This window comes from Microbacterium sp. Kw_RZR3 (assembly GCF_029222405.1).
GTDB lineage: Bacteria > Actinomycetota > Actinomycetes > Actinomycetales > Microbacteriaceae > Microbacterium.
In genome coordinates this window covers 1-21119 of sequence record NZ_JARHXC010000137.1, presented here as the reverse complement: position 1 = coordinate 21119, position 21119 = coordinate 1, and the positions used below count along the sequence as shown (strand labels likewise).

The following is a 21119-nucleotide window of genomic DNA, read 5'->3' as shown; positions in this document are numbered from 1 at the left end:
TGGTCACGGCCCTCGTCCGCGACGGGGCGCGGGCGCAGCATGTCGACCATCGCTCGGCGCACGCGCGGGACGAAGCCGTCGAACATCTCGGTGAGCACGTCGTTGTGCGCCGCGACGACGATCGCGCGGTGCAGCACCATGTCGGCGTCCACGTGTTCCTCGACGCTCTGCCCTGGCGCCGTGCGCTCCGCCAGTGCGCGTTTGATGGCACGCAGGTCGGACGGGGTGCGTCGCACGGCCGCGAGCGCGGCCGCCTCGACCTCGATCGCCGTCCGCGCCTCGAGGACCGTGACGATATCGGCGCGGCGGAGCACCTGCTCCCAGTCCTCGGGCACGTCGACGGCGGTGACGTACACGCCCGATCCGTGTCGCGAGTCGAGCACGCCTCGACCCGCGAGCTGTCGGATCGCCTCGCGCACGGTGGAACGCCCCACGCCCAGCTGCGGCGCGAGGGTCGTCTCGCCCGGGAGCTTGGCGCCCAGCGCCCACTCCCCCGCCCGGATGCGCGCCAGCAGCACGTCGGCAGCCTGGTCGGCCAGGGGTACGCGTTTCAGGTCCGGCATCCTGACTCCTCAACTTGTCTGAGGACTTATGCTACCGTCTCCCCATGTCCTTCCGCGGATTCCTCCTTCTTCGTCGCCACGACGGGGCCTGACCAGACCGGCTCCCCGTCGTGGAGCCGGACACTGCGCCGGTCGCCCCCGCGACACCCCGAGGAACCGAGAAACATGACCACCTGGAACAGGCAGCGCCCCTCGCGCATGCCCTCTCACCGCTACACCGACGTCTACTCGCGCGTCGACGTCCCCCTGGCCGACGCCGAACGGCAATGGCCGACGCGCCGCATCACCGAGGCACCGCTGTGGGTCCCCGTCGACCTGCGCGACGGCAACCAAGCGCTCTCCGAACCCATGGACCCCGAGCGCAAGCGCCTCTTCTTCGACCTCATGGTCCGGATGGGCTACACCGAGATCGAGGTGGGCTACCCCTCCGCCTCACAGACCGACTTCGACTTCGTCCGGCTCATCGCCGAGAGCGACATCGCTCCCGACGACGTCACGATCGTCGTCTTCACCCCGGCGCGCCGCGACCTCATCGAACGCACGGTCGCCTCGATCAGCGGCATCCGGAACGAGGTGGTCATCCACCTGTACACCGCGACGGCTCCGACCTGGCGCGATACCGTGCTCGGCAAGGATCGCGACGAGCTGCGCGAGCTCATCCTCGCCGGGGGCCGCGACGTCTGGGAGCTCGCGGGGCACCTTCCGAACGTGCGGTTCGAGTTCTCGCCCGAAGTGTTCAACCTGACCGAGCCCGACTACGTCCTCGAGATCTGCGACGCGATGACGGAGCTGTGGGATGCCACGCCCGAGCGTCCCGTCATCCTGAATCTGCCGGCCACGGTGGAGGTCGCCACCCCGAACGTGTACGCGGACCAGATCGAGTACATGCACACCCACCTCGCCCGTCGGGATGCCGTGATCCTCTCCGTGCATCCGCACAACGACCGCGGCACGGGCGTCGCGTGCGCCGAACTGGCCGTGCTCGCCGGCGCACAGCGGGTGGAGGGTTGCCTCTTCGGCAACGGGGAGCGCACCGGCAACGTCGACCTCGCGACCCTCGCGCTGAACCTGCACGCGCAGGGCGTGGATCCGATGGTCGACTTCTCCGACATCGACGGAATCCGCCGGGTCGTGGAGCACTGCAACAGACTCGAGCTCTCGCCCCGGCATCCGTATGTCGGAGACCTCGTGCACACCGCCTTCAGCGGAACGCATCAGGATGCCATCCGCAAGGGCTTCGCCGAACACCGCGACCGGGCCCTCGCCGAGGGCCGCGACGAGCGCGAGATCGCGTGGCGCGTGCCCTACCTGCCGATCGACCCGGCGGACATCGGTCGCACGTACGACGCCGTGATCCGCGTCAACTCCCAGTCCGGCAAGGGCGGTATCGCGTACCTGCTCGAGACGACCTACGGTCTGGAGCTCCCCCGCCGCCTGCAGATCGACCTGTCGCGCCAGGTGCAGCGGCACACCGACCGCACGGGCGACGAGGCCACGGCCGACGACATCTGGGTGATCTTCGCCGAGGCGTACCTGTCCGGCCCCGACGAAGCCGTGCGGGTGACGTCGCTGCGGGTCGACGCAGGCGCGGAGGTGGCGGTCGAGGTCGACGGCATCGAGTATCGCGGTGTCTCCGAGACGGGCCCGGTCGATGCGGTCGTCGGCGCTCTGGACCGCGGCGGCATCGCGCTCGAGATCCTGTCGCTGCACCAGAGCTCACTGCGGGCGGGAGCGGATGCCGAGGCCCTCACGCTTCTCGAGTACCGCGGCCCCGACGGCCCCGCGTGGGCCGCGGGGCGGAACGGCTCCGTGCTCACCGCCTCGGTGGACGCCGTGGTCCGCGCCGCGAACGCGGTGGCGGCGGCGCGAGAGGTGGTCGGATCGTGATGACCGTCGTCCACCTCTTCCACGACGACCCCGACTCGCTCCTGATCGGCAGCAGGCTCCCCCGCCGCATGGCCGATGCCGCGCGCCCCGACGATCCGCCCCTCGAGGTCTTCGTTTTCGGCGCCGCGCAGCGCCGCCTCGGGCGCGCCGACACCGACCTCGACCGCCGCTTCAACGAGCAGATCGACGAACTGCTCGCCGCCGGAATCCCCGTGGGCGCGTGCATCACGCTCGCGCGGGCCGACGGCCTCGAAGACGCGCTGCGCGCCCGCGGGCTGAGCCTCGTGATCGCGCGCGACGCCTTCCTGCGTTACTCGCGCGAGGGGGCCACGGTGATCGGCTTCTGAGCGAACGCGCCGCGGCGGGATTCGTTCCGCCGCGGCACGGTGATCGTCACTGCGCCGATGTCCGCGCTTCGAACGCCCTCACGACCGCGATCATGTCGAGTGCTCCCGCGCCTTCGGCGACCGCCTCTTCGTAAAGCTCGCGGCTCGCCGTGATGAGGGGGTGAGCCGATCCCGCCGCTCTCGCCGCGTCCTCCGCGAGCCTCGCGTTCTTGAGGACGTCCGCGATCGCAGCCTGCGCCGAGAGGTCGCCGCCGGTCACCTTCCGGGCTTTTCCGGTCGAGACGACGGATGCCATGGGCCCGGCCGCGAGAACCTCGCGCAGCACCTCGACGTCGGCTCCCCCGCGCTCGGCGAAGTGGAAGGTCTCGGCGAGACCGGTCACCATCGTGATGAGGAACGTATTGACAGCGAGCTTCATCGTGAGCGCCGCCGGGATGTCGCCGCAGCGGAACACCTGACCGCACATCGCCCCGACGACCTCATCGACGTGGGTGATGGCATCCGGAGTTCCCGCGAGCATCCCGACGAGCGTGCCGTCCGTCGCGGGTCCGCGCGAGCCCGACACCGGGGCTTCGACATAACGTCCGCCGGTCGCCTCGACGTCGTCGGCGAGAGCTCGCGAGAACGCGGGGGCGAACGTGCCCATCTGTACGAGGGTGTGGCCGGTCACCAGGGAGGAGAAGACGCCGGTGCCGCGGGAGAGCACGGCATCCACGGCGGCCTCGTCGCGCAGCATGAGAACCACGGTCTCCGCGGTGGTGAACACCCCGGCGACGTCGGCCGCCGGCCGTGCACCGGCCGCCACCAGCTCGTCGACCGGCCCGCTCGCGCGGGCCCAGACAACCACGTCGAATCCGGCCCGCACGAGATTCGTCGCCATGGGCACCCCCATGAGGCCGAGTCCGATGAAACCGACCGTTCGCTTCGACGCAGCGGGGATCCTCACGCTCCCGAGCATAGGTCGCCCGACCCGCCGTCCCCCGGCGACGGGGAAAGCGCCGCATATCATCGACATAGGGGGTGTTGGTGCGGTCGTACGGCTGAGAACGGGCCGCAGAGCCGCCTCTCCTTCACTCAGCGGTGTGAGGTCGCCGCCGCGCTATCCGCAACAGCCAGGCGACGGGCAACGTGGACGAGTATCGGGCCAGCACGGAGGACGTGAGGAGTCCGACCACCAGGTTGGCGACGACGAGCCACAGCCCCAGCGGCACGGGGAACATCGTCGCGATCTGGCCGACCGCCACCATCGCCGGAAAGTGCGCGAGATAGAAGACGATCGAGTTGCGCCCCATCCAGGCGACGGAGCGGCCCGCGGTCGTCGCGGCGAGGCCCGGTGCGACGCGGTTTGCCACGATCGCGGTGAGGAAGATCATCGCGAAGACAGCGGGGGCGGCCGCCGAGATGACCGCGGCCGGCAGGATCACGATCGGCCACGCCAGCCTCGTCGCGAGGGGTGCGACGACGACGTACGCGAGGAGGAAGAAGATGAACCAGAGATATCCCGTGGCGATCCACGACCGCGCGGAGAGGATCGAGCCATCGGGGAACGGAAAGGTCAGCAGGTAGAGCGCGGACCACACGAGATACGGCCACAACAGAGTGCGAGCCTTGCCTCGGTAGTAGTCGCGGAGATCGTTTCGACGTGCTCGCGTGAGGAGCATGCCTGACAGAAACATGAGCGTGGGCATCCGCCACGGCAAGAAGATCTCGTTGACGAGGAACAGCCAGACGGGCATTTCCCATCCGAGATAGGCCGGGAGGGACGAGGCGTGCCAGAGCAAGAGGAGCACGACCGCCACCCCGCGGAGGAGGTCCACCCAGCCGATGCGCTCAGTCACGATTCATTTCATCGTGGAGATGATCGTCTCATCGGAAGGGCGAGTCGTCGTCGCCGCCGCGCGCGTTTCGCACTCCGCTCATGATCGCCGCACCGGCACCAACAAACACCTGGGTCACCGACCGCGAGGAGCCAGACACCGGCTCGCTCCGAGGTCCGCAGCGAGCGCGCCGCATTTCACCCCGCCCCCGCTCATCGCGGTGGGCGCGATCACCACGCGTCAGAACGAGGCGGCTTCGCGCAGCCCTTCCCCGATCTGCGTCACCGCGGCGAGGATCGCGTCCTGATCGGGGTGGCCGAACAACCCCGAGAGCGCTCGGCCGTACAACCCGCGCAGCTGATCGACCACCTCGCGTCCACCGTCATCGAGCTGCAGAAGGGTGCTCCGCCGATCGCGAGGATTCGGCGCGCGACGGATGAGGTGCCGGGACTCCAACCTTTCGATCACCGCGCTCGCGAGGCTGCTGCCGGCCTGAAGGAATCGGGCGAGATCTTTCGGTGTCTGCGGCGGGCCGTCGACACCGAGGAATTTCAAGGCACGGAGATCGATCGGATTGAGGTCGTGCTCCAGCGCAAGACGCTGAAGAAGGTGCGCATTCTCGACCTGCATGCGGTACCACGCCGACACGATCGCTTCGGAACTCGCGGAGGGTGACGATTCCCTTCCGGGATTCTGCGCATACCCCATTCAGAAAGAATAGTCCACACTATGTCTCACATTTTGAGTTACTAGTTTCACATTCTTATAGTTCCGCTAGGCACTTTCCGGAGCACGTGCTTTCTCCTCATTCGTCCTCCCCGTTCCAGGAGCCCTTCTCATGCGCAGAACTGCCACCATCCCCTCGCGTCGTCTCGGCAAGATCGCGACGATCGCCGTCATCCCCCTCTCCTTCATCGCCGCCGGCGCGCTGGTCTCCACTGCGTCGTACTCCGCCTTCTCGGCGACGACCTCGAACCCATCGAACAACTGGTCGGCAGGTTCGGTGGGGCTCACCAACAGCTCACCCAACAGCGCGGCGTTCGACGCGACGAACCTCAAGCCGGGATCGACGGGCACCACCTGTGTCGCCGTCACCTCCACCGGCACCCTGCCGGCCGCCGTCAAGCTGTACGCGACGAACGCGTCCCAGAGCCAGGGCATCGGCGACTGGCTGAACCTGACGGTGACCCAGGGCACCGGCGGCGGCAACGGCAGCTGCAATGGATTCTCGCCGATCTCGTCCGGCGCGTCCGTCTACGACAACACCCTCAGCTCGTTCGTGAATGGCGCCACGGACTACGGCAGCGGCGTGGGAAACTGGGCGCCCGCGGGCGGCAGCTCCCCCGAGACGCGCACTTTCCAGATCACGTACGCGGTCTCGACGAACGCCCCGTCGTCGATCATGGGCGCGACCGCCAACGTCAACTTCACCTGGGAAGCGCAAAATCAGTGAGCTGAGGAGTCGCTCCACCGACGGCGCGGGCGGGTTCTCCACGACGGAGCCCGCCCGTCCGTCGTGGGCCTGGCTCCGCTTCTGCGCGGTCATCTCCGCGCGAGCCGCGCTCGCCGCCGTCTTCGGCCTGACGTTCTGGGCCGTCGCGCCTCTCGCGATCGGATGGCAGACGACCACGGTCATGACCGGCTCGATGCAACCCGCCATCCAGCCGGGCGACCTCGTCGTCAGCCGCCCCATCGACCCCGCCGAACTGCGCCCTGGTCAGGTCGTCCTCGTCGACGACCCGGACCACTCCGAACGCCTCCGACTGCACCGCCTCCAGGCCATCGACGGCGCCGAGCTCACGACCAAAGGCGACGCCAACCCCGAGGCCGACTCGTCTCCGGTGGCCCGCGCCGACGTCCTCGGCATCGGCGCCCTCCGCGTCCCCTGGATCGGCATCCCGATCCAGCAGGCGCACGACGGAGATGTCGTCGCCCTCGCCACGACGGTCCTCGGACTCATCGTCGTCATCGCGGTGGCTCTCGCTCCCCCGACCGCGCGGAACGACGGGGATCCTCCCGCGCCGCGCTCCGAGGTGCGCGGCAGCGGACGGTCACAGGATGCCGATACGCGCCGCGCCAGGTCGCGGACGGTGGCCTTCGTCGCGGCGTTCACGGTTGCCGCTGTCGCCGCGGCTTCACCGGCCCACGCGGCATCCTTCTCCGATCGCACGCAGACGCTCGGGTCGGTCCGCGCGGCGACGGCTCAAGCGCCGTCGGATCTGACCTGCGAGAACAACTTCGACGGCTCCGTCACCGTCGGCTGGAGCTACGACGCCGAGACGCCCTCCAGCTTCGAGGTCCTCGTCGATGGCCGCGGCTCCATCGCCACCCTCGGGCCCGAAGCCCGCTCCGTCCAACTCCGGGCGAATACCCCGTTCTCGTTCGGTCGGACCTCCGTCGTCCGCGTCCGCACGAACCTCACGCCGACCTGGGGCGCGACGAGCTCGGACTCGCGCAGCGTGACGACCGTGACGATCCTGTGGGTCGGCGTGGCGCGCTGCGCCTGAGCACCGGCCTTCCCGCGGCAGTCATCCGCCGCGCAGCTGCTCCACGAGCTCCCGGTGGACGGGGTGAAGGAACAGCACCGAAGCGCCCGGCCGGACCGCGTGGTGGAAGCTCTCCGGAGCGATGGCGGCGGTGAAGCGCACGTCGATGCTCGGTTGCTCGACGAGGAGCCTCCGCACTCGTTCCGAAACCCGCTCTGGCACCCGCCCCAAAATAGCCGCGGCCTCGTTTCGGGCGCAATGTTCCGGCGCCCCGCGGCCTCAGACCGTCGCCACATCGACGCGCGGACATCGAGCCTGTCCGGCCGGAAAGGCACGGAAACGACAAGAGGCCCGAACCCCCGCAATCCTGCGGAAGTTCGGGCCTCGACTGTCGGGATGACAGGATTTGAACCTGCGACCCCTTGACCCCCAGGTAGACGGTTCAACCTGAATCCTTCATTTTTCGGGCGTCCCCGTCCCGCAGAAGGCCTCATTTCACGTCATGGATTGCATGGTTTGCATGCATCAGGTCCCGACCAGGTCCCGGCTCTTGGTAGCCGACCGCAGATCCATCGGGGCTTCACCTGGGGCTTATGAAAGGCTCACGCGCTCCCACCCGCGGATGCGTCAGGGGCTGATGACGAGGCTGTGGATGCGTCCGTCTGCGAGGGTGAAGGTCATGGGCCCGGTGCCGTTGTAGCCGTTGCCGGACACCGCGAGCGTCACGACGTAGACGTGCCCGACGTCGGCTTCCGCCACCTTCACGAGCTCGAAGTGTGCCTGGACGCCGATGTTGTCGGTGTCGTTCCATGCGGCGATGCCGTCTCGGCCGTGGAACTGGCGTCCCCAGTCGTCGAGGGTGGCATCGGTGGTGAAGGCGTCGAGGAACCGGGCGGTGTCGGCGGTGTTGGTGGCGTCGATGAACTGAGCGATCGTCTCGGGGAGGCCACTGGTCGTGGTCTTGGCCGTGGTCATGCCGTGGCCTGCGGGGTGAGGAGCTCGTCGATGCCGATGCGGTGGTAGAACTCGGCGCGGATGCGGTCGTAGACGACCGAGACGACCTCGCTGCCGTCCTTGCTGGGGTCGACGTGCACCCGGAACGGGCGCTCGGCGGCGGGGAGGCCGATGACGCGGACGATCTCGTCGGCGACCTCGGTGACCTCGCGTCCTTCGGGGAAGATCGATGCGAGGGCGCCCGCCATGTTCTCCCGCAGCTGTCCGTAGAGCGCGTCGTATTCGGCCGCGCGGGCAGTGTCGGCGGGGGTGCCGGAGTTCGCGAAGTGGTTGGTGCCGCTGGTGTAGGCGCCGGGGACGACGATGGTGGTGTCGATGCCGAACTTGATCAGCTCCGCCGCGTAGCTCTCGGCGAGGGTGTCCATACCGGCCTTCGCAGCGAAGTACGGGGCGAGGAAGGGCGGGTGCCCGCCGCGGGCGGAGCTGGAGGCGACCCACACGAGGTGCCCGGATCCCTGTGCGCGCAGGACGGGGAGGGCGGCGCGGTTGACGCGCTGGGTGGAGAGCACGTTGATGTCGTACTGCCGGGCGAGCTGCTCGGGGGTGAACGCCTCGAGCGGGCCGAGGACCATGTGCCCGGCGTTGTGGATGACTACGTCGAGGCGGTCCTGCTCGGCGACGATCCGGGCGATCGCGGTGTCGACGGAGTCCTGGTCCTGCACGTCCATCTCGATGCCGCGGATGTCGATCCCCTCCGTGGCGGAGAGCGCGGCGAGCTCGGCCACGCGGGGCGCGTTGCGACCGGCGGTCTCGCGCATGCCGGCGTAGACGGTGTGCCCGGCGCGCGCGAGGGCCCTGGCGGTGAGGTGGCCGAAGCCCGAGGAGGCGCCGGTGATGACGATGATGCGTGAAGAGGTCATGATGACTGCTTTCTGGCAGGAGCCGCCCACATGCGCGGGCCGCTCCCGCCGGGGAGGGAGCGTTCGGCGAAGGCCGGCCGGCGGTGGGATGGGGGTCAGGCGAGTCCGCCGTTGGTGAAGATGGTCTGCCCGTTCACCCACCGGGCGGGGCCGGCGAGGAACGCGACGGTCTCGGCGATGTCATCGGGCTGACCGAGGCGCTCCAGAGGGGCGGCCTTGGACAGCCCCGCGATCTGCTCCTCGGTCTTGCCGTCGAGGAACAGCGGCGTCGCTGTCGGGCCGGGAGCGACAGCGTTGACGGTGATGTCCTTCCCGCGCAGCTCGCGCGCCAGGATCAGGGTGAGTCCTTCGACGGCGGCCTTGCTGGCCACATAGGGGCCGTACGTGGGGAACTGGGCACGGGTGACGGTCGTGGAGAAGTTGATGATCGCCCCACCCTCGCGCACCCGGCGGGCTGCCTGCTGCGAGACGACGAACGTGCCGCGCACGTTCGTGCGCATCAGCCGGTCGAACGCGTCGAGGTCGTACTCCGCGATCGGTGCCAGGATCATGATCCCGGCGGTGTTCACGACCACGTCGATCCCGCCGAAGACCTGCGCGACCTCGTCGAACAGGGCGGAGACGGCGTGCTCGTCGGCGACATCCGCACCGACGGCGATCGCCCGTCCCCCCGCGTCCGTGATCTCGGTGACGAGGGCGTCGGCCTTGGTCTTGTTGCCCGCGTAGTGCACGGCGACGGCGTATCCGTCGGCCGCGAGGCGCTGGGCGACGGCCTTGCCGATCCCACCGGAACCACCGGTGACGAGGGCGATGCGAGGGGTGCTCTTCGTCTTCATGTGTGGGTATCTCCTTGTTTTCAGGGTCGACGGACACCGCTCACGCGGATGCGTGGACGGGGAGAGGAAGGGGGCGGGTCAGGAGGTGCGGATGCGTTCGAGCCACTCGGCCAGCAGCGCCGCCTCCGCAGAGGTGAACGCCGCGGCGTCGGTGAGTCCCGCCAGCAGTGTGGTGGCGGCGACCCGCTGTGCCTGACCGGCGTCCGGGACATCCTCTGTGAGGATCGCGCGCAGGGTCGCCTCGCGCATCTGAGTCGAGGCGGACAGGTCGGGATACTGCTCCGGACGCAGGATCAGCGACAGCGCGATCCCGCTGTTGGCGGCCATCACAATCCGCGCCGCCTCCCCCACCTCCAACCGGAGCCTCCCCTGCGCCGCGACGCGCTCCAGCACCCCGCGCAGGAGGGTCATGGCCTCGCCGGCCGCGGCCGGCCGTGACGACAGCGAGCTGGCGAACACCAGACGGTAGGCATGGGGGTTGGCCAGGGCGAAGGCGACGTGGTTGTCCCACCCGTCACGCAGATCCCGCACCGGGTCATCCGACACGGCCGCCGCGCGCTTCGGACCGAGGTACTGCTCCCACACCCGGTCGGCCACGGCCGCCAGGAGACCGTCCTTGTCACCGAACATCCGGTACAACACCGGCTGTCCGACGCCCGCGGCCTCACACACCGCACGCGTCGACACATCGCCGGTCTCGGAGACAGAGAGCAACTCCACCGCACGATCGAGGATCACCGATCTCGAACTCATGTAATCGACGATAACACGACGGTGGTATCAGCGCAATGAATTTATCGTATCGGTGATCTGCTCCACTCTCGGTGCGAGAGGATGCGTACTCTTACGGCGCCCGGCCCTACATAGCGACACCCGACTGCCCCTCCAAGGCCGGCCAGTGCCGACGACGTTTGGGAGCTGATCTCCGACGCGCGACAGATGATCCGTTGCGGTCAGCTTGGTCGGGAGATTCGTCGGTGATGACGGCGCGGATGCTAGGCATTCTTTCCATGTTCTCGGCCACGGGCCTGCAGCTCGCATCGTTCAGCGCGAGCAGATCCGGTGTCACGCACGATCCGGACGTCCGCTCCCCTGCTCTCAGTAGATCAATTTGCACTTTGTGCATATTGCACTTAGTGCAAGCAAGTGACTTCTCCTTCAGATTCCCTCGACGGCCGATCCGTGGTGAAAGCCAAACGACGACGCGCGATCCTGGATACCGCCAGATGGATGATCAGCGAAGCGGGGATCGCCGGGTTCGATGTGGATGCACTTGCGCAACGTGCGGGGGTGTCGCGTCGGACGGTGTTCAATCACTTCGCCTCGATCGACGACATCGTGACGACCTCCTGTGCTGAGGCCTGGTCATCGATCATCGACCGATTCCGCGAGGTCATGCTGGCTCAGCCTGCAGGAGCTGGAGGGCCCGCTCACGCCTTCGACAATGTCGCGACGGCTCTGCGGGCAGCCGATGCTCCCGGCATCATCTCTTACCTCTGGAAGGCGCTCGGCGGATTCGACGCGATCGATCCTCGGCCGCAGCAGATCTTCCAAGGCGCGTTCTCCCGAACGACCACCGAGCTCTCCCGCGAGCTCGCAGAACGTGACGGCACTATCGACCAGCTGGACGCTGAGTTGATCGTGGCATCGCTGATGAGCGGAACCTCTGCGGTCGCCTATCACTGGATCGCCGCCACTAACGCGGCGACGAGTGCCGAAGCCCGCGCGCTCTGGGCGGAGCTCTTAGAGCGCGTAATCGACACCGCGCGCAGGGGCTACCTCCCCCAGAACTGATCCCCGCCCGCATCCACCATAAAGTTACGAGTGAATTTTGGCTGAACTGCTGTACCGTCTTGGTCGTTTCTCGGCCCGCCACGCCTGGACCGTCCTGTTGTCTTGGCTGGCCATCCTCGCGCTGGCAGTCGGTGCATTCCTGATCGCAGGCGGGACTTTGTCTTCCAGCGTCCCGATCCCGGGAACCGAGACCGCTCGGGTGACGGACAAGCTCACGGAATCCTTCCCGAGCGCGAGCGGTGGCACCGGCAGCATGGTGTTCCATACCGAGGACGGCAGCGAGTTCTCCAGCGAGCAGAAGCGAACGATCAGCGAGCTCTTGGAGAGTGCCGGCGGCCTTGCGGGCGTCGACACCACGACCGACCCGTTCCAGACCGCCCGTGAGATCTCCGATCAAGAGCAACAGATCACGGACGGGGAGGAACAGATCAGCGACGGTCGCGATCAGCTGTCGTCGGCACAGGAGCAGCTCGACGCCGCAGCCGAGCAACTCGACGCCGCACAGACCCCGCTGGACACGGAACTCCAGCGCGCACAGCAGGCCGGCGACCTTCCCGATGCAGTACAGGCGCAGTTCGATACCCAACAGCAGCAGATCGATGCGCAACGCACCGAGCTCGACACGCAGCAGACGGATCTCTCCGAGCAGCTCTCCGACCTGGACGAACAAGCAAAGACCCTGGATCTCTCGTCCCGCCTGCTGGAGATGTCGGCGAGGTCCGGCACGGTGCCTGAGGACGACACGACCGCGCTGGCAACGGTGGTCTTCGATGCCGCGCAAGACGATGTGACCCCGGAAACGAAGGCCGCGGTCACCGACCACATCAGCGGCGGCCTCCCGGATGGCGTCTCGGTGGAGTTCGCGACCGAGCTGGACTCCAGCTGCACGGAGATCTTCGGGGCCGGTGAGATCGTCGGCCTGGCGGTCGCTGCGCTCACCTTGCTGATCATGCTCGGCACCGTGATCGCCGCGGCGCTGCCGCTGGTGACCGCGATCGTCGGCGTCGGGATCGGCGTGACCGCATCGTTGGCGATGTCCGGCGTGGTCGAGATGATCTCCCTCACCCCCGTGCTCGGAGTCATGCTGGGCTTGGCCGTGGGCATCGACTACGCCCTGTTCATCCTGAACCGTCACCGCCGCCAGCTCCTCGAGGGGACAGAGCTTCACGAGTCGATCGGGCTCGCCAACGGCACCTCGGGCAACGCCGTGGTCTTCGCCGGTTCCACCGTCCTGATCGCGCTCCTCGCCCTGAACGTCACCGGGATCGGGTTCCTCGGGATGATGGGGACCGTCGGGGCGATCTGCGTCGCCATCGCGATCCTCCTCGCCATCACCGCTGCCCCGGCCCTCCTCGCCCTGCTTGGCACCCGGGTATTGACGCGCAAGAACCGTGCCCGAAGCCGACATTGCATAACGCAATCGGAGCATTATTCGCAAGTCGGATCAGTGCAGAGCGCTTTTGCAAGCGAGTTGGTAGTCCTCGACGTGCTCGATGATCGCGTAGTGAGCCGTGGGATGGAGACGACGGCCGACACTGAGAACATCGCCCCATTCGTTTGGGGTGCCGCCGGCAGCGCGATCGATCAGAATGCAGTCGGCCGCGGGATTGGGGTTGCCGATCCAGTAGACGTCGTGGTCGTCGACGACGTAGTTCATGAGTCCGATGTCGCTCTCGACGCTTGCCCCGTCGGGGATGCTCTTGAGGATTTTGACCGCGGCATCAGCGCGATCCACCGGTTTCCACGCGTCGGCGGTGATCATATCGGCCAGGGGTTGCTGCGGGAGCAGCATCATCGAGACGGTGATCGCGACGGCCGCGCCGTGCCGAGCGTAGGAGCGCAGCCAAGCCCATTCGCTGGAGGATGCACGCTGGATGCCGTCGATGACGACGGCGAACGCGATGGGCATGAGCACGGCGCTGTAGTGCCAGGTTGGCCCCCAGTAACCAGGGTTGGTCGACAAGAGCCGCCAGGCGAGCGTCGGAAGAAGGATGAGGGCGAGCGGTGATCGTAGGAGGAATCCGGCGGTGGTGACGAGCACGAGTGTGAGAGTGTGGCCCTTCGCTGGGTCGAACCAGCTCTCGGCGTCGGCCAGGAGCCCGGTGGGGTTGGCGTTCGCGGCGTAGGCCCAGGCACCGTTGGGGTTGAGCGCCGGCAGGACGAAAAGCATCGCTATGGCAGACCATCCCACCCCCCACACGGCCAGCCACAGGTACCGCCGGTTGCGGGAGAGACGAGCGACGAGCAGGCCGATCACCATCACGGTGAGACCGAGGTCCTCCTTCACAAAGACCAGCGGCACCGCCCACATCGCCGCAGCCTGCCATCGCCGCTCCAAGATGGCGCTCAGCGCGCAGGTAAGAAGAGGGACAGCAAGCGCGATCTCATGAAACTGTGCCTCAGCGGCGTACTGCAGCCCCCAGCTCAACCCGAACGCCACTCCCAGCAGCATTCCGCCGACACGTGTGCCCAGTCGGCGGGACGATACTGCTGTCAGCATTCCCGCGGAGACTCCGAAGCAGACAGCCTGGATCACCAGCAGCGTGAACGCGTGCGGAAAGATCGCGAACACCGGTGTAAGCAGGACCAGCAGCGGATGGAAGTGGTCACCAAGGAGATTGAATCCGTCGCCTTTGATGTTCACGATCGGCGGCTGGAACCGCGCGTAGCTCTGCAGCAACTGCGTGAAGATACCGAGGTCCCACGACTTCACCACGATTCGGTTCCACTGCCACGCCGCGAACATCACGTACGCCGCCGTCACGACCGCGGCGACGCTGATCGGGGCAATCCACTCGACTTTCGGGCGCGGGCTCGCCGGTGGCGCGGAGGTGAGCGTATCCAAGCTCATTGGCGCAGGGTGTCGGAGGGGCGGATCTTGGCGGCGCGGGCGGCGGCCATAACTCCGCCGAGGATGCCGATCAGCGTGCCGGCAACGACAGCGAGGGGGCCAAGGCGGAGATCGAACACGGGTGTCCACTTCTGGATGAGTGTGATGACGAGGATTGCGAGGATGCCGATGGCGAGCCCGAGTATTCCGCCCGCCGCGCCGATATAGGCGGACTCTCCTGCAAGCAGCCAAGCGACGTGACTGCTGCGGGCTCCCAGTGCCTTGCGCATGCCTATCTCGCCGCGGCGGGCTGTGACGGCGAGCAGCATTGCGTTGGAGAGCGCGGCGATAGCAACGACGATCGCGAGGATCGAGAAAGCAATGAGGGTGGCCTGTACGCCCTGTTCGACGGTGACCCGCAGTCCGGTGGCGTCGGTGGGCGCTTGGACGGTCACCGTCTCGGGGGCGTAGGAGTTTATGGCGATGGGTGTTTGTCGGGCGACCTGCTGTGCCGCGCCGGCGGAGGTGAGCAGCACTGCGCTGATCGTCTTTGGGCTGTCGAGCCCGGGCGCGTTGTCGGCGAGGAGTATCTCGCCTTTCAGGAGCGGCAGTCTCGGGGATTGCTCGATGATCCCCGCGACTTGGAATGCGCGGTGGTTGATGGTGACGATCGGTCCGCTATCGAGCGGGCTGAGTTCGAGGAGTGTGGCGAGCTGTGACCCGATGAACACCTCGTTCGGCGCGAGGGGACCTGGGGTCCGCCATGCCGGCTGCCGAATCGTGAGGCGGGCCGCGGCTTCGATGTCTCCGGCGTAGGTGTGTGGCTGGATCGCGCGGCCTTCGGACACTCCGGTGACGGTGACCGGGTCGAAGTCCGCGAGGGCAGCGGCCGCATCGACACCGGCGAGCTTCTCTGTCCGCTCAGGCACGTCGGCGAGGGCAGCGGCGCTCGAGTGTGGATCGTTGTCCCAGGTCGCGGTGACCTCACGGTTGAGCTGCGCGTCGAAGGCCGAGGAGACCTGCGCGCCCGCGGAGGTGGAGATGCCCAGCGTCGTCAGAGTCAGCGCGACGGCGATCGACACGGCCAGGCCGAGCGCGACTGTCTGTGCGGGACGTGACCGCACCGACCGCCACGCATCGCGGAGGACATCGCGCGTCCGCAATCGTGGACGGGCGGGCCTCTGTCCGGTTTCGTCCTCTTCTGTCGCGTCCTTGTGTGCACCGTCCAGCAGCACGGTGAAGGACGAGGTGGGCGAACTTGAGGCGACGGGACGCACGTCTGCGACAGCTTGCGTAGGTGCGGGGACCACCGCGGTCGATGTGTGCGGGAGTTGCCTGTGCCGAGTGTCGGAGACGAGCCGTCCATCTTGGATGTGCAGCTGCCGGTGCGCGGCGGCGGCGACGTCTTCGGAGTGGGTCACGACGATCACGGTCGTGCCGGCTCGGTTCAGCGCGTGTAGTTCGGAGATTATGGTCTGCGCGTTCTCGCTGTCGAGATTGCCGGTCGGCTCGTCGGCGAAAATGATCCGAGCACTCGATGCGATCGCACGGGCAATAGCCACTCGCTGCTGCTGCCCACCGGATAGGTGAGATGCTCGCTCTTCCGCTCTGTCCGCGAGGCCCACCCGTTCCAGTGCGGATGTCGCGGGGGCGTTGCGCGCTATGACGCCCCGATACATCAGCCCGAGTTCCACGCTGTCCCGCACCGGTCTGCTCTGAAGCAGATGGAAAGACTGGAAGATGAACGCGAACTCCGTGCTGCGGATGCGCGACGACTCAGTTCCCTCCCGCGGGGGCACCGGCACCCCATCGAGTAAGTACTCACCCTCGTCGGGGAAGTCGAGCAGTCCGAGCATGTTCAGCAGAGTCGACTTCCCACCCCCGGAAGGTCCCACGATCGCGACGAACTCGCCCTGCTCAATCTGCAGATTCACATCGTCCAGAGCGACGACGTCCGGCGCCCGCGGGGACGAGTACCGCCGCGAAAGGTGCCGGATCTCCAGAAGCGGTACCGATTCGTCACCCGACCCGGACATCATCACCCTCAACTAACGCCGCCTTGTCATCCGGAGTCACCGCCGTCATCCCCCGTAGGGAACCATCCACGGTCAAGGGCACCTCAACGAGAGACCCGTCATCCTGCCGCTTTACGACAACACCTTGCTTCTCGCCGCGCCCCACGACCGCTGCGGTGGGCACGATGAGGGACTCCCCCGCAACGACCGCGTCCTGCACCGTGACCGTGACTGACTCCCCACGGTGAGAGGCCAAGACGGATGCGTCTTTCTCGAATGACACCTCGAGCACGCTCGGTTGCGGCGTCCCGTCGTCGGCGGCCGGACGATTCTCGACCCGCGCGAGGACGCCGTCTACCTTGTCGGTGCCGGCGACGACGGTCACCGGATCGCCGGGAGCGAGTCCCGTCGTATCGGCTGTAGGCGCCTCGGCACGGACGATGAGCTCGGTCGCACCGAGAGTGATGTCGGTGGTCTTCCCCGCGACGTGCGTGCCGACCGCGAGCGCTGTGACGACCGTTGCGGGAAGGGACGGCACGGCCAGCAGCTCACTGAGAGGCACGAAAGCATCGAGCACGGGTTTCGGTGCCGGATTCGATGTCCCCCCAGCAGTCTCCGAACCCGAGGACTGAGATGGTGCTACAGGATCGGACGAGCCCCTTGTCCCGGATGCATCGGCGCTCGTGGTGTCAGTGCCGGTTTCCGATCGCTGCTTGGTCGGAGCCTCGTACCCGGCATCGCGGTACCAGTGCGCCACCGCACGCGCCGTGTCGCCACCGTACTTGCCGTCCGCGCTGCCGAGGTAGCCGCGACCGACGAGAGCCTCCTGGAGCACGCGGACGTCTGCCCCGTCGTCACCGAAGCCGATGTCACGAAAGAAGTCGAACGGCGAAGCGACGAGGAAGACCGGTCGCGTGTTCACTTCTGTCAGCACATCACCCGAGCCGACCGTGCCGCCGGCGGTGACCGCTCTGCCCGTGACGATACTGCGCATCGCCTCAGCCCCGGCCGGGAGCGTAAACCCGACCTCATCGCTATACGCGATCGTCCCGGAGTACGAACGAGTGTCGGCAAGGACGCCTGTCGTGACCGCAGCGAATACTGGTTGCGGCGCTGGAGCGGCGGCGTTTGCTTCCCGTTGCTCGGGAGACTCGAAGACGGTAGCGAGCACCCAGGTTGCGACTACCAAGGCCACCACAGCCATGACCGCACCTCCGATGAGCAGCGTCCGTCTCCACCGAAGTACACCTGGGCCTTTGGAACGTGTTGCGCTTTCCGCTCTAGGGATAACGTTCGTGGTCGATGCTTTCATCGCCACGTATCAGGCCTTCGGTGCGTTCGCGGCGATGATCTCTTTCACTGCGGCCTGACGGGCTTGGACTGCGTCCCGGATGGCATCGAGCTTCGTTCGCTCACGCTCGATCGCCGTCTCCTGCAACTCCCATTCTTTTTCGTACATCGCGGCGGAGAACCCGCTCGAATCCAGGCAGGTAGCGTGTGCGACGGCGACATCGAGTTCACGTGCGGACGGTTCGACTGTCTTCACCGGGGGCACCGCGCCGAGTTCGCCCTGCAGCTCCAGACTTGGGAACTCGTTCGGGTTCTCTGGAAGCTGCCCCAATCCCTGCGGTTCCATACACGACCGCCATCGGCCGGCAGCCTCCTGCACCGCGGAATCTTGGAAGGCCTGTTCCTGAATCTGGGCGATGAGCGCGTTGACGAACATCGTGTCCTCACTGCTGACGAGGGGATGCTCCGCGCGGATGCCATCAAGGCACGTATCGAAAGCGTCCTGGAACCCCGGCTCCGTTGGCTGATAGGTGAGGAACGTCTCCCACAGTTGAGCGCTCTTCGACGGGGCGAGGTTCGTCCGGAAACCGTACTTCTTGGCGATCTCGAGATTGAACAATCGACGGCCCGTCGGATTGAACACCGGAGACGTTGGCTCATCGATGTCCTGCCACGGCACGGGCCACGCGATGTTCTTCTGGCTGAGGCAGGATGCGAGAAGGAGTTGCTCCGCGTAGTTGTCGAGGTTGCTGAACTCTGGCACGAACTCATCCAGAGGCAGCGCCCACCCGGCGATGTTCTTTACGCCCGACTGTGACGAGTTCGGTGCAGCAGAGGCCTCCGTCGCCCCACCTTGCCAGGCCGCGTTCGGGTCGGTGAGACCGGAAGCGGTCGGCTCTGACGAGCACCCGGCGAGCACCGCCGCGCTGACGAGCACCGACAGCAGAATCATCATCGTGCGGGGTCGGGCTTGCTTCTGCCTCTGTCGAAAGGACATCTGTGTTCCTACTTTCTCTTGGGTGACGCAGCGTCGGCTACTCGCGAATGGCAACTGTCGGATCGATCTGGGCATCAGGGGGTAGGGGCACCGTCGACGACAGTGATCGTGATCTGCGAAGAGGTCCATGGCACGCCGGAGGGGAGGAGAGCTGTCGACCGGTGAGGGTAGGTTTCCCGGATTCCAACGACCTGGCCGCTGCTCGTGTCGATGTCGAGCTCCGAAACCAGAAGGTCTCCGAACTCGCCACCACTATCGAGCGGTGTCGGCAGTGCGAGAGTGGCGATGGTTCCGGTCGTGGCGGCGACCTCGACATTGCTGAGCAGGCCGAGAGCGCGGAGAGATGCTGCACGGAGGTCACTGGGCATGAGGTTGGTGCCCAGCCCCTGACCGATGGCCTGGAACACGTACCAGTCGTCCGAAGAGGTGGTGAGGTGATCTCGATACCAGGCGAGCAGCTGCGCCGGGTCTCTGGGCATGTCGTCGTAATACAGACGGAACCGGTCGTAGAACTCATCGTCCATCGATGTGGGCAGAGTCGTGTTGTCGCCCGACTCGTTAGGGGAAGGCGTCACCTTGGGCGTGCTGTCGTAAAGCCCCCTCGGAAGGATCGTGATGCCGTCAGGATCCTCGTCGCGGCCGGGAGCGTCCGTCGCCATCTGGTCGTAGGCATCCCTGCTGCGCGGGTCCCCCCACACATTGATCACCTCGTTCTTGGCCCGGTCATCCAGGATCCAGTCCTGGGCACGGTTGGCAGGCACATACAGGTCCCGGATCCCGCGCGCACGGACGGCGCCCTCGGCGTCAAGGAGTGTCGACCGGGTGAAACCCGCTACGGGGTCTGACGTCGCCGCATCGGCGTCCCACAGGGACACTCGTTCGTACGTTTCGCGGATCCTCAGATACTGACCCGGTCCGATCGTGGGGTCAGCACCGGTAATCACCACGTCGGCGGCAGCGTTGAGAACTTCGGCAGCGGCGGACGGCGGCTGCACGACGATAGGAGCCGCCGTGCCGACGATGACGATGGCCGCTGCGGCGGCCGCAACAGCCAGGCCACCCAATCCGGCGACACCACTCCACCCCCAGCGGGAGTGGACGCGGTGTCTCCCACGCCCATCCAGCCCTGCCACCACACGAGTACGCGACCGGGCAATGCGCGCCGGCGCTGTGGAATCCGGCGTGTTCTCAATGTCACGCACCAGCTCGAACATTTCCATCGTCGGTGTCCCTTCCCTTCCATCTCAGCTGGGCAGCGGACGCACCTGAGGCCGCGAGTTTGTGTCGGATGCGATGAAGTCGGGACCACACCGTGCCCACGGGTACGTTCAGCGCCTGCGCGATCTGCTCGGGCGTCAGACCCGACCATGCGTGCAGGAGCAGCGTGTCGCGCTCCTTTCGCGACAAGGCAGCGATCCGGGGCGCGAGAGCACGGATAGCGGCCGCCGCGTCCAACCGTCCGGTGGCCTCCTCGATCCCGCCGCCCGTGGTCATCTCTCCCCGCCCCGCAGCCGCTTCTACCGCGCGCCAGTGACGTGCTTCCGCGACCCGGTGCTTCGCCGCGACCCGGGCGGCGATCCCCAACAGCCACGGGCGCGCCGACTCCCACGCATGATCAAACGTCGCCCGCCGCCGAAAGGCGATCAGGAAGGTGTCGCTCAGCGCATCCTCGGCAGCATCAGCTCCGAGCCGTCGCCGCAGGAACAACTCCACCGCGCCCGCATGCCGATCGAAGACCTCAGCGAACGCGTGGGGAGATCGCTCGGCGCGTCTGAGGATCTCGCTGTCGCTGCTCACATTAGATATTCCTGTTCCACGCGCGGCCCCTTCAAAGTTTTTTCCAACGGCGGCCGTCGCCGGAGCAGACGGACCGACACTGAGTAGTCGCTTACCGGCCCTGACTCGGAAGCGCTGAGTCCGTGCACAGCGCAATCGCATGAGGGTGAGGCCTGACGAGAATGAGCGAAACGTCGCGTCGAACGCCCTCCGCCGGACGTGTGCGCGAAGGCATCGCGACGCCCAACTCCCCTGTCGAAGTCGTTCGACTTACGCGCTCGTCCCCGGCGTCCGCACGTTTGCCTCCGGCCCACTGCTCACCAATTCCTGGCAGCATCGCCCCAAGCTTGAGCGAGCAGATTTGCAGCACGACTGTCAACGGAGGTCGCCGACTGCTACCGCCACGCCAGCGACGAAGTCCGACGAAGACTCAACCAGGCTATCTTCAGACAGGTCTTCATCGATCACGACGAAGTCACCGATCACAATCTCCACAGCCCGCTCGGCGACCTTCTCACCGTCCAGACCGTCCATCACGCGAGCCGCATCGGCGTCACCGGCAGCTCACTTCACCAGCTAGCGGAGAAGTCCTGGGAGCCGGTATCCG

Annotated in this window: 21 protein-coding genes and 1 pseudogene; 6 read left to right on the top strand and 16 right to left on the bottom strand. The window is 66.9% G+C overall.

Going from position 1 to position 21119, the window contains the following annotated elements; all coding sequences use genetic code 11:
• Positions 1-563: GntR family transcriptional regulator (locus P2P98_RS07370; RefSeq protein ID WP_275798593.1), on the bottom strand; the 563-nt coding region annotated here is incomplete at its 3' end.
• A gap of 165 nt (positions 564-728) precedes the next feature.
• On the opposite strand from P2P98_RS07370, the gene P2P98_RS07365 reads away from it, so the two are divergent.
• Both P2P98_RS07365 and P2P98_RS07360 read left to right on the top strand, forming a co-directional pair.
• A complete protein-coding gene (locus tag P2P98_RS07365) occupies positions 729-2450 on the top strand; it encodes a 2-isopropylmalate synthase (protein WP_275798591.1) in 1722 nt (573 codons plus the stop codon).
• Positions 2447-2797: a hypothetical protein gene (locus tag P2P98_RS07360; protein WP_275798589.1), complete on the top strand. Its 351-nt coding sequence runs from the start codon at positions 2447-2449 to the stop codon at positions 2795-2797. The genes P2P98_RS07365 and P2P98_RS07360 overlap by 4 nt, the downstream gene beginning before the upstream one ends.
• A 46-nt stretch (positions 2798-2843) precedes the next feature.
• Here the strand turns inward: P2P98_RS07360 and P2P98_RS07355 are convergent, their stop codons facing one another.
• The 3 genes from P2P98_RS07355 to P2P98_RS07345 all read right to left on the bottom strand — a co-directional run bounded on the left by P2P98_RS07355 (position 2844) and on the right by P2P98_RS07345 (position 5262).
• Positions 2844-3743 carry an NAD(P)-dependent oxidoreductase gene (locus P2P98_RS07355; protein ID WP_275798587.1) on the bottom strand — a complete coding sequence of 300 codons (900 nt, stop codon included), beginning with the start codon at positions 3741-3743 and terminating at the stop codon, positions 2844-2846.
• Between the two features lie 124 nt (positions 3744-3867).
• A complete protein-coding gene (locus tag P2P98_RS07350; RefSeq protein WP_275798586.1) occupies positions 3868-4635 on the bottom strand; it encodes an acyltransferase family protein in 768 nt (255 codons plus the stop codon).
• 219 nt (positions 4636-4854) lie between these two features.
• Complete coding sequence (locus P2P98_RS07345; protein WP_275798584.1) at positions 4855-5262, bottom strand: MarR family transcriptional regulator; 408 nt, start codon at positions 5260-5262, stop codon at positions 4855-4857.
• A 190-nt stretch (positions 5263-5452) separates the two neighbouring features.
• Between P2P98_RS07345 and P2P98_RS07340 the strand changes: the two genes are divergently transcribed.
• Both P2P98_RS07340 and P2P98_RS07335 read left to right on the top strand, forming a co-directional pair.
• Complete coding sequence (locus tag P2P98_RS07340) at positions 5453-6067, top strand: hypothetical protein (protein ID WP_275798583.1); 615 nt, start codon at positions 5453-5455, stop codon at positions 6065-6067.
• Positions 6060-7121, top strand: a complete 1062-nt coding sequence (locus P2P98_RS07335; RefSeq protein WP_275798599.1) for a signal peptidase I — start codon at positions 6060-6062, stop codon at positions 7119-7121. The genes P2P98_RS07340 and P2P98_RS07335 overlap by 8 nt, the downstream gene beginning before the upstream one ends.
• Positions 7122-7142: 21 nt before the next feature.
• On the opposite strand, the gene P2P98_RS07330 is transcribed toward P2P98_RS07335, so the two are convergent.
• The 5 genes from P2P98_RS07330 to P2P98_RS07310 all read right to left on the bottom strand — a co-directional run bounded on the left by P2P98_RS07330 (position 7143) and on the right by P2P98_RS07310 (position 10563).
• Positions 7143-7322 (bottom strand): chemotaxis protein CheY, encoded by a 180-nt coding sequence (locus P2P98_RS07330; RefSeq protein WP_275798581.1) that lies wholly within the window; start codon positions 7320-7322, stop codon positions 7143-7145.
• A 405-nt stretch (positions 7323-7727) separates the two neighbouring features.
• Positions 7728-8075, bottom strand: coding sequence for a nuclear transport factor 2 family protein (locus P2P98_RS07325; protein WP_275798579.1), 348 nt, complete (start codon positions 8073-8075; stop codon positions 7728-7730).
• A complete protein-coding gene (locus P2P98_RS07320; RefSeq protein ID WP_275798577.1) occupies positions 8072-8974 on the bottom strand; it encodes an SDR family oxidoreductase in 903 nt (300 codons plus the stop codon). Before P2P98_RS07320 ends, P2P98_RS07325 begins: the two co-directional genes overlap by 4 nt.
• Positions 8975-9069: 95 nt before the next feature.
• Positions 9070-9810, bottom strand: coding sequence for an SDR family oxidoreductase (locus tag P2P98_RS07315; RefSeq protein WP_275798575.1), 741 nt, complete (start codon positions 9808-9810; stop codon positions 9070-9072).
• Positions 9811-9888: 78 nt separating this feature from the next.
• Complete coding sequence (locus P2P98_RS07310; protein WP_275798573.1) at positions 9889-10563, bottom strand: TetR/AcrR family transcriptional regulator; 675 nt, start codon at positions 10561-10563, stop codon at positions 9889-9891.
• A gap of 393 nt (positions 10564-10956) precedes the next feature.
• Here P2P98_RS07310 and P2P98_RS07305 point away from each other — a divergent pair, with 393 nt between their 5' ends.
• Both P2P98_RS07305 and P2P98_RS07300 read left to right on the top strand, forming a co-directional pair.
• Complete coding sequence (locus P2P98_RS07305; RefSeq protein WP_345799710.1) at positions 10957-11604, top strand: TetR/AcrR family transcriptional regulator; 648 nt, start codon at positions 10957-10959, stop codon at positions 11602-11604.
• A gap of 253 nt (positions 11605-11857) precedes the next feature.
• Positions 11858-12997 (top strand): annotated as a pseudogene (locus tag P2P98_RS07300) (MMPL family transporter); the annotation flags it as partial.
• A 51-nt stretch (positions 12998-13048) separates the two neighbouring features.
• Here the strand turns inward: P2P98_RS07300 and P2P98_RS07295 are convergent.
• The 7 genes from P2P98_RS07295 to P2P98_RS07265 form a co-directional block, all read right to left on the bottom strand.
• The gene (locus tag P2P98_RS07295) at positions 13049-14350 is read right to left on the bottom strand and encodes a DUF2079 domain-containing protein (RefSeq protein WP_275798595.1); all 1302 of its coding nucleotides are present in this window, start codon (positions 14348-14350) and stop codon (positions 13049-13051) included.
• A 101-nt stretch (positions 14351-14451) separates the two neighbouring features.
• Positions 14452-16473 carry an ABC transporter ATP-binding protein/permease gene (locus tag P2P98_RS07290; protein ID WP_275798571.1) on the bottom strand — a complete coding sequence of 674 codons (2022 nt, stop codon included), beginning with the start codon at positions 16471-16473 and terminating at the stop codon, positions 14452-14454.
• Positions 16454-17653: a peptidoglycan-binding domain-containing protein gene (locus P2P98_RS07285; protein WP_275798569.1), complete on the bottom strand. Its 1200-nt coding sequence runs from the start codon at positions 17651-17653 to the stop codon at positions 16454-16456. The genes P2P98_RS07290 and P2P98_RS07285 overlap by 20 nt, the downstream gene beginning before the upstream one ends.
• Positions 17654-17770: 117 nt before the next feature.
• A complete protein-coding gene (locus tag P2P98_RS07280; RefSeq protein WP_275798567.1) occupies positions 17771-18694 on the bottom strand; it encodes a hypothetical protein in 924 nt (307 codons plus the stop codon).
• A 116-nt stretch (positions 18695-18810) separates the two neighbouring features.
• Positions 18811-19956, bottom strand: a complete 1146-nt coding sequence (locus P2P98_RS07275; RefSeq protein ID WP_275798565.1) for a hypothetical protein — start codon at positions 19954-19956, stop codon at positions 18811-18813.
• On the bottom strand, positions 19931-20533 hold the full coding sequence (locus tag P2P98_RS07270) for an RNA polymerase sigma factor (protein ID WP_275798564.1): 603 nt from the start codon (positions 20531-20533) through the stop codon (positions 19931-19933). Before P2P98_RS07270 ends, P2P98_RS07275 begins: the two co-directional genes overlap by 26 nt.
• A 354-nt stretch (positions 20534-20887) precedes the next feature.
• On the bottom strand, positions 20888-21046 hold the full coding sequence (locus tag P2P98_RS07265; RefSeq protein ID WP_275798562.1) for a hypothetical protein: 159 nt from the start codon (positions 21044-21046) through the stop codon (positions 20888-20890).
• Between the last annotated feature and the right edge of the window lie 73 nt (positions 21047-21119).